Source organism: Negativicutes bacterium (assembly GCA_018052945.1).
Lineage (GTDB): Bacteria > Bacillota > Negativicutes > JAGPMH01 > JAGPMH01 > JAGPMH01.
Map to the genome: position 1 here is coordinate 1 of JAGPMH010000057.1, position 7832 is coordinate 7832.

At 32.8% G+C, this 7832-nt stretch carries 6 protein-coding genes and 4 tRNA genes; 6 read left to right on the plus strand and 4 right to left on the minus strand.

The window, feature by feature from the left end:
• Positions 1-172: 172 nt before the first annotated feature.
• The 4 genes from KBI38_07510 (at position 173) to KBI38_07525 (ending at position 2317) form a co-directional block, all read left to right on the plus strand.
• Complete coding sequence (locus KBI38_07510; protein MBP8629904.1) at positions 173-409, plus strand: transposase; 237 nt, start codon at positions 173-175, stop codon at positions 407-409.
• A gap of 18 nt (positions 410-427) precedes the next feature.
• Positions 428-784 (plus strand): hypothetical protein, encoded by a 357-nt coding sequence (locus tag KBI38_07515; GenBank protein MBP8629905.1) that lies wholly within the window; start codon positions 428-430, stop codon positions 782-784.
• Between the two features lie 560 nt (positions 785-1344).
• A complete protein-coding gene (locus KBI38_07520; protein MBP8629906.1) occupies positions 1345-1764 on the plus strand; it encodes a hypothetical protein in 420 nt (139 codons plus the stop codon).
• Between the two features lies 1 nt (position 1765).
• Positions 1766-2317 carry a hypothetical protein gene (locus KBI38_07525; protein MBP8629907.1) on the plus strand — a complete coding sequence of 184 codons (552 nt, stop codon included), beginning with the start codon at positions 1766-1768 and terminating at the stop codon, positions 2315-2317.
• A gap of 421 nt (positions 2318-2738) precedes the next feature.
• Here the strand turns inward: KBI38_07525 and KBI38_07530 are convergent.
• From KBI38_07530 to KBI38_07540, 3 genes are all read right to left on the minus strand, one after another.
• Positions 2739-2815 (minus strand) — tRNA-Arg (locus KBI38_07530).
• A 7-nt stretch (positions 2816-2822) separates the two neighbouring features.
• Positions 2823-2896 (minus strand) — tRNA-Gly (locus KBI38_07535).
• Positions 2897-2915: 19 nt separating this feature from the next.
• Positions 2916-2992, minus strand: a tRNA-Pro gene (locus tag KBI38_07540).
• A 119-nt stretch (positions 2993-3111) separates the two neighbouring features.
• On the opposite strand from KBI38_07540, the gene KBI38_07545 reads away from it, so the two are divergent.
• Together KBI38_07545 and KBI38_07550 are read left to right on the plus strand one after the other, a co-directional pair.
• A complete protein-coding gene (locus tag KBI38_07545) occupies positions 3112-5298 on the plus strand; it encodes a copper-translocating P-type ATPase (protein MBP8629908.1) in 2187 nt (728 codons plus the stop codon).
• An 88-nt stretch (positions 5299-5386) separates the two neighbouring features.
• Entirely contained in the window at positions 5387-7561 is a 2175-nt protein-coding gene (locus KBI38_07550) for a GGDEF domain-containing protein (protein MBP8629909.1), read from the plus strand.
• A gap of 145 nt (positions 7562-7706) precedes the next feature.
• On the opposite strand, the gene KBI38_07555 is transcribed toward KBI38_07550, so the two are convergent.
• Positions 7707-7781 (minus strand) — tRNA-Arg (locus tag KBI38_07555).
• Between the last annotated feature and the right edge of the window lie 51 nt (positions 7782-7832).

Here is a 7832-nt window from a genome sequence, read left to right on the forward strand (position 1 = left end):
AGAAGAAGCAAAAGCAAAACTAATTGAATTACCTATAGGATTAATTGGAGCAAAGGTTGAAGCAAAAGTAATTGAAAAAACTGGAGCCAAAGTTGAAGCAAAGTTGTTAAAGGGGTCGAGTAAAGCTAGAGGTAATTTTACCGAAAAAATTAACACAGCAGACATTCCTAACATGTCTAAAAATGAGCTTATCGAAAAATTGCCGAGTGATTGGAAGGTTAAAGAAAACAATGGCTTTGTGCATGTTAGAGATGCAGAGGGAAATATTCGTATGAGGATTGACCCACCCGATAAGGTTACAAATTATGACCATGTTCATTTATATGATGAAACGGGGAACCCTTTGGACGTTAACTTAAATATTGTTGATAGGAAAAGTCCAGATGCCCATATACCAATAGAGAAATAGGAAAGTAGGGTAAATCTCATGAAAGCAAAACAAATTCAAGAGAAACTTGAAAAATTACATTATTGGGACGCTAGAGTGTTGAGTTTAGATGCCCAATATTTTGGTGATGAGGTAACCATTGTATTTGAAGATTCAGACGGAAATATTAAGCTATTGTTTACGGGTTGTTCTAAAATAACGGTTACCACTAATCCAGAGGACAGAATAAACCCAATTAGGGAACTTACCATTTCTCAAATACCATATTTTATTCAAGATATTGAAGTTGAAGATATTTTAGTAAATGGTTATGATTTATTAAGTTGTAAAATACTGATGCCCCCAATTAATATTGAATTAAATTGTAATTTAATCAATATTGGCGAAGCAAAATAACAGCATAAGAGAAATTATTTAAATAACTGATTCGCTACATAATTTTGCTCAAACTCACCACAAAATAATAAAGGTTGCAATTGTGTACCAGAACTTCTTCAATCACATCATTTCGAAGGAAATATGGTATAAAAAACTGACTGTATAATAATGGTTCAGCAGTCAGTGACCCAAGTAAGCTTCAGTGTCGTCACATCAATGGCGAAACAGCCCCTACGACGCTTTGGGGGATGAACTTGAATAGCACCAATGAGGCCAACATATGTAAAAGTCTGTTGGTCTTTTTTGCTTTTGTTGAAATTTTGAAAGATAAAAAATAAAAATATTTAAGGGATGTTTTTTTTGACAATAAGACTTTATTATAATTTAATTAAGATGTGAGAAAAGTGCCAAGAAAAGAGAGAAAATTAATTTTGAATTATTGTATTTAGTATAATAATTCATTTAGAATATATTTTTAGAAGAAAAGACTTTTAATATATATTTAGAAATATAAAAACCTGAAAAATACAAAAAGTATCATCTCAAAAACTAAACTTGCTACACTTATATATGGTGCATTGTATGGGATAGAGGGCAATTCAGAAGAAGCAAAAGCAAAACTAATTGAATTACCTATAGGATTAAGTGGAGCAAAAGTTGAAGCAAAAGTAATTGAAAAAACTGGAGCCAAAGTTGAAGCAAAGTTGTTAAAGGGGTCGAGTAAAGCTTGGACAAAAGTTGAGTATGCAACGTTGAAGGAAATCGGGGTTCCCGCAGAGAATAGCGGTATTCGTGTACTAAAAGGAACTGCTGACGATGCACAAGAATTTTTCAGAGCTCAAGTTGATCCGAGTACTATACGAGAGGTCAAACAAGGGGTGTTTGTTGGTAAAGATGCTAATGGTTACAGAGCTTCGTCTAAATCAGGACATCCTAATATAGACATCAATGGCGTAGATGGAATTAGGAAAATTAAATTCTTAGAGGATGGTGAGTAGGTTGGTAGAAAAGATCACTGAACCCGAACGAATTCTTACTATGCAAAATGCATTCGGGAAAGTGTTCCAGACGAATGATCCATTTGGAGAAATGTTTCAAATTTACATACAGGAAAAACAGATACTGTGCCCTACGGATGGATATTATCTTAGCAGAGATCAGTTCAAAGCACTTCAAGAAAACCTTGTTGCTATGGGTGAGGAGAAGGCATATCTTTCAGAAGTTGAGCCCGACGAATGTTTCTCAGACAATAATTGTAGTCATTGGGAGCTTTCTGTGATGGATCCATACGAGGAATATCTAAAGTTGCCAGTGATATTGGAAAACTCAATTTACTCTTTAAATGGGACATGGGGAATACTCATTTCTCAGGAGGAACATGCAGTAATAGGCGGAACAAGAGGGTTTATGGTTAAATATAAAGAATACTATACAAATTGGTTTAAGGGCGAAAGTAATTTCCGCCAGAAATGGGAGTACAACAAAAAGAACTACAATTCCGATCTTAGTTGGTTTTCAAAGTTTAGTAGCCATCTCAAAATGGGAAAGTAGTAATTTGAATTCATTGCAAAACGACGGAAGTTGGTGGCTATAGTAGAGAAATCCTTGTATTTCCTAGATTCCTGACAAATATAGAGTAGCAAAACTGATCAAGAATTTTAGTTCTGCAGTCAATTACCTAAAATGTTCCTAGGATAGCCGTAGGATCGACGAAATCATCAATGATTCTGATGCTACTCGGGGGATACAAACTGAATAGCACTGATGAGGCCAACAGATGTAAAAGTCTGTTGGTCTTTTTGTTTACTTAAGGAGTTACATAAATAATAAAAGATCTTTAAATAAAGAAAAGTAGCCTGAAATGGCTACTTTTTGTCTTATGTTTCTTATATGTTTTTTTGCTATTGCCCAACAAATTGCCCCACAAGCAACAAAAAAAGGTTTCAGCAAATGCTGAAACCCTGATAAACAATGGTGCGCCTGGCACGATTCGAACGTGCGACACACGGCTTAGAAGGCCGTTGCTCTATCCGACTGAGCTACAGGCGCGGATAATTGGAGCGGGTGATGAGAATCGAACTCACGTGACTAGCTTGGAAGGCTAGGGCTCTACCATTGAGCTACACCCGCAGAGAATTCGATAAATAAATGGTCGGAGCGGCAGGATTCGAACCTGCGACCCCCTGGTCCCAAGCCAGGTGCTCTACCAAACTGAGCCACGCCCCGTCAACCACATGATATATATTATCATTTTTCAAAACACATGTCAACATAAAAAATATAGAAAGTTTATCTGTAAAATTAAGTTAACCTATGATATATTCAATGTATAAGGCGGTGAGTTTATGTTAAAGCAAGTCATTACATTTAAGATAGAAGGCATGAAATGTGCCGGTTGTTCAAATCACCTAGAGAAAGAGTTGAATAATTTTAATGGGGTAATTAAAGCTACGGTAAATTTGGCAACTGAAAAATCAACAGTAGAATTTGATGCGGAAAAAATAACAACAGAAGATTTAATCCTTAAAATAGTGGATAGTGGTTTTAAAGGTATTGTGCTATCAGATGATATCTTTAAAAAAAGTGAAGACAAAAATGACAATAAAGATTTAAAAAGATTAATTTGGTCAGTGCTATTTTCAGCACCATTATTATTGAATATGATTTTAGAACTATTTTTCGGTCATGGCAAAGTACCGATTTTAGGAAATGGCTTTGTGCAAATGATTTTGGCGACACCGGTTCAATTTATAATAGGAGCACCATTTTATCAAGATGCCTTTAAGATGTTTAAGGCAAAATCGACTAATATGAATACATTAATTGCAATAGGCACTAGTGCGGCTTATTTTTATAGTGTTTATAATTTGTTTGTGGTTAGCCATAGTTTAAGTTATTACTTTGAAACTTCGGCTATTTTAATAACATTTATAATATTAGGAAAATTATTAGAACAAACAGCCAAAAGAAAAACAACAATGGCAATTACAAAATTATTAAATTTGCAACCTAATACGGCGATGGTAATTCGTGATGATACAGAAATTGAAATTCCCATAGAACTGATAGGAAATGGTGAAATTATAGTCATTTATCCTGGAACTAAAATTCCGGTTGATGGAAAAGTTATAGAAGGATTTACAACTATTAATGAATCGATGTTGACAGGTGAAAGTATGCCTGTAGAAAAATCGAAAAATGATTTAGTTTATAGCGGAACTTTAAATAATACGGGTAATATAAAAATTAAGGCTGAAAAAATAGGCAAGGATACTTTGCTGGCGCAAATTGTAAAAAGTGTTGAAACAGCACAAAATGACAAAGCGCCAATACAAAGATTTGCTGACAAAATTTCTAGTATTTTTGTTCCGACGGTTTTAGTGATAGCTGGATTGACCTTTCTAGGGTGGTTTGTTGCGAGCGATTTTAACGTAGAAAAATCGCTGATGAATATGATTGCAGTATTAGTTATTGCTTGTCCTTGTGCGTTGGGTTTAGCGACTCCAACTGCGATTATGGTTGGAACAGGAAAAGGCGCTGAGTATGGAATATTATATAAAAATGGCGAAGTATTAGAAAATTTGCAAAAAATTCAAGCGATGGTTTTTGATAAAACCGGAACGATAACTAAAGGCATTCCTGAAGTTAAGAAGGTTGTAGCAATACAGACTTTTAGTGAAACTGACATTCTTTCTTATGCAATGAGTTTAGAACAAAAATCAGAGCATCCTTTAGCTAAGGCGATAGTAGAGTATGGAAGAGGTAACAATATAGAAATAAAAGCAGTTACTGCTTTTGAAAGCTTCAGTGGATTAGGGCTAAAAGGTGTTGTTGATAATAAAGATATTTTAATTGGCACTAAAGTTTTACTGAAGAATTTTGATATTGACATTGATGAATATAAAAAAAATATTGAAGATTTAGAACTAGAGGCTTACACGGTGGTGCTAATAGCAGAACATAAAAAATTAGTGGGGTTAATTGCCTTAAGCGATACGATAAAAGAAGAGGCGGTTAAGATTGTAACTGCTTTGAAAAAACTGAACATTGAAACTTGGTTGTTAACTGGTGATAATAAAAATGCGGCACAGGCTGTTGCGCGGGCAGTGGGAATTCAACGGGTTATGTCAGAAGTGTTACCAAGTGATAAAATGACTGTTATTGAAGAAATAAAAGAACATAAATTTGTCGGGATGGTTGGCGATGGTATCAATGATGCTCCTGCTTTGGTTAAAGCTGATATTGGGATTGCAATGGGCAATGGTACTGATATTGCAATAGAGTCGGCTGATATAACTTTGTTAAATGGTAATTTAAATAATATCATTATTGCAATGTCTCTAAGTAAAACAACTTTTGGAGTGATAAAAAGAAACTTATTTTTCGCGTTAGTATATAATATAATTGGTATTCCGATTGCAGCCTTGGGCTTTTTGTCCCCAATGCTTGCTGGTACAGCGATGGCATTAAGTTCAATCTCGGTGTTGTTGTCGAGTTTAGCTTTAAATAAAAAAGAATTTAAAGTAAATTAAATAATGCAAATTATAGTAAATTATAGTAAAATAGTAAGTAATATATTGGTGCGTTTTTAGCTTATTTTTAGAAATGAGTGATAATTTAATGAGAAATACTAGTCAGAATAATAAATTACAGATTGTTAATGTTGAAGAAAAAGATGATGTAAAAGTTTTATATTTAGATGTGAATGAAATTAACAATAAGAATATAGCAGACTTCATGACCTTACCGGGTGGAGTCTCTTTTGTATTGGCTTTTATTTCTATTGATAGCGATATTGATAAAGCCGGCAAACTATTGCAAGAAGCTTTGCCAAGTGATGCCAAGTTTATGATGGTTTCAGCGATTGGAGAGTTATACTCAACAGTGGGCGGAAGAACTACTTATCCGCCAATGAAAGAACATAGACAAAAAATTTTGTTGCAAGCTTTTTCAAAAAGAATGGTTAAAAAGTGTGAAATTATTTCAATTCCATTACATAACGAAGATTTACTGGAAGAAAGAGAAGATATCAGTATTGATGAACGGATTGACTTAATAAAAAATGAGTTTGATAAAGCTCATTCTAAAATAAATTTTCCGATTAATTCGCAGGATACTGTTGCGTTAACTTATATTGATGGAGTTTCAAAATGTGAAAGTTTCGTTGTACAAGCTATTTATGAAAGTAAAAACTACCCATGTATTTTTATTGGAGGCTCGGCCTCAGGAAAAATGGATTTTAAGAATACCTATTTGCATAACGGCGAAAAAGTATTAGAAAATCATGCGGTTATTTGTTTTATGAAATTAAATCACAATTATAAGTTTGGTTTATTTAAAACACAGGGCTTTGTTAAAGGTGAAGGAGAATATATTATTGCCGATGCTGATCCGGCCAATCGATATGTTTCTAAAGTTCTTGATAAGAATGGTAAATTAGTTAATTTTATTGATGTTTTAAAAGAAAGATTTAATGCAGAATCAGTAGAAGAATTATTAAGAGTAATAGCAAACTACACTTTTGCGACTGAAATAAATAATGAAATTTTTTCACGTACTATTTTGAAGATTGATGAAGAAAAAAATCGAGTTTATTTTTATTGTGATTTAGCAGTGGGTGAAAAAATAATTGTTGTTAACAGGGTATCTTTTCTAGATACTTTGAAAAATGACTGGCAGGAATTTATGTTTAACAAAACGAAGCCTATCGCGGGGATTGTTAATGATTGTATCACTAGGCGGAATGTTAATGCTGATGCAATTCCTAAAATTGATATTTTTGATGACATTAATATGGTTGGATTTTCTTGCTTTGGTGAGTTTTTTGGAGTTCATATGAATGATACCTTGACTGCTATTTTTTTCTTTAAAGTAGAGGATGATGAGGTCTTTCAAGACAAATATTATGATTATTTTCCTATTGTTTATGGCGAGTTTAAAAGTTATTTCTTGCTACGCAGACTAAAACAAATGCAGATTATCAGTAAACTTGAAGATCAAGTGATTGGTTTGTTTAGTCGGTATGACAAAAATAATGATACAGATGAAGTTAATAATGAAAATATTTGGGCAGAAGTTGGGTTAACGGGAAATGATATATTAAAGTCAAATGTTGTGCTGAAAGATAAATCAATGTCTAATGTTTTGACGAAATTAAATAAAAGATTTCATGAGTATAAAGAAAATGATTTATTGAAGGAAGATATTAATTTATTGGTATCTTGCATGCAAGTTATTTTAAAAAATATGTCTTTAAGGAAAAATGATTTAGAACGTAAAGTAATGTATATGGAACAATCTTTAATTAAATATACCAAAGATGAATTAACAGAAGTATTTACTCGAAGATCGGGCTATGAAATTATCAGTAAGATGATGAATCAACAAGCTCATATTTATGATTATTTAACTTTTGCATTTATCGATGTTGATAATTTGAAAATTGTCAATGATGATTATGGTCATAAAGAAGGAGATTATTATTTAAAAACAATAGTTGATGAAATTAAAACTAGGATTAGAGGTAATGATATTATTTGTCGCTATGGTGGTGATGAATTTATTGTTGTCTTACCTAATTGTGAAGAGCGAAGGGCTAGAGATATTTTTGAAGAAATCAATAAGAATTTACCACGTATTAACAAAATCAGAGATAAAAAATATAAAATGTCCTTTTCGTTTGGAATTTTGCGGTATGACTATGAATCTGAGATGACTTTTGATGATTTTATTAAAACCTTAGATGCAAAAATGTATTATTATAAAAAAAGGAAATATAAAGCCAGTAATTTATAATTAAAATCGCACTACTATTATTTTATAGTAGTGCGATTTTAATTATAATTAGATTTTCAAAGTAAAAAAATAAACACCAAAACTAAAGCAAATAACAAAGCAACAAAAAAAGGCTTCAGATATTTGCTGAAACCTAGATAAACAATGGTGTGCCCGATAGGAGTCGAACCTACGCACCCAGCTCCGGAGGCTGGTGCTCTATCCACTGAGCTACGGGCACAAAATTAACTTGTTTATTTTAGCATAGATTGTTGATGAATATCAATATAAA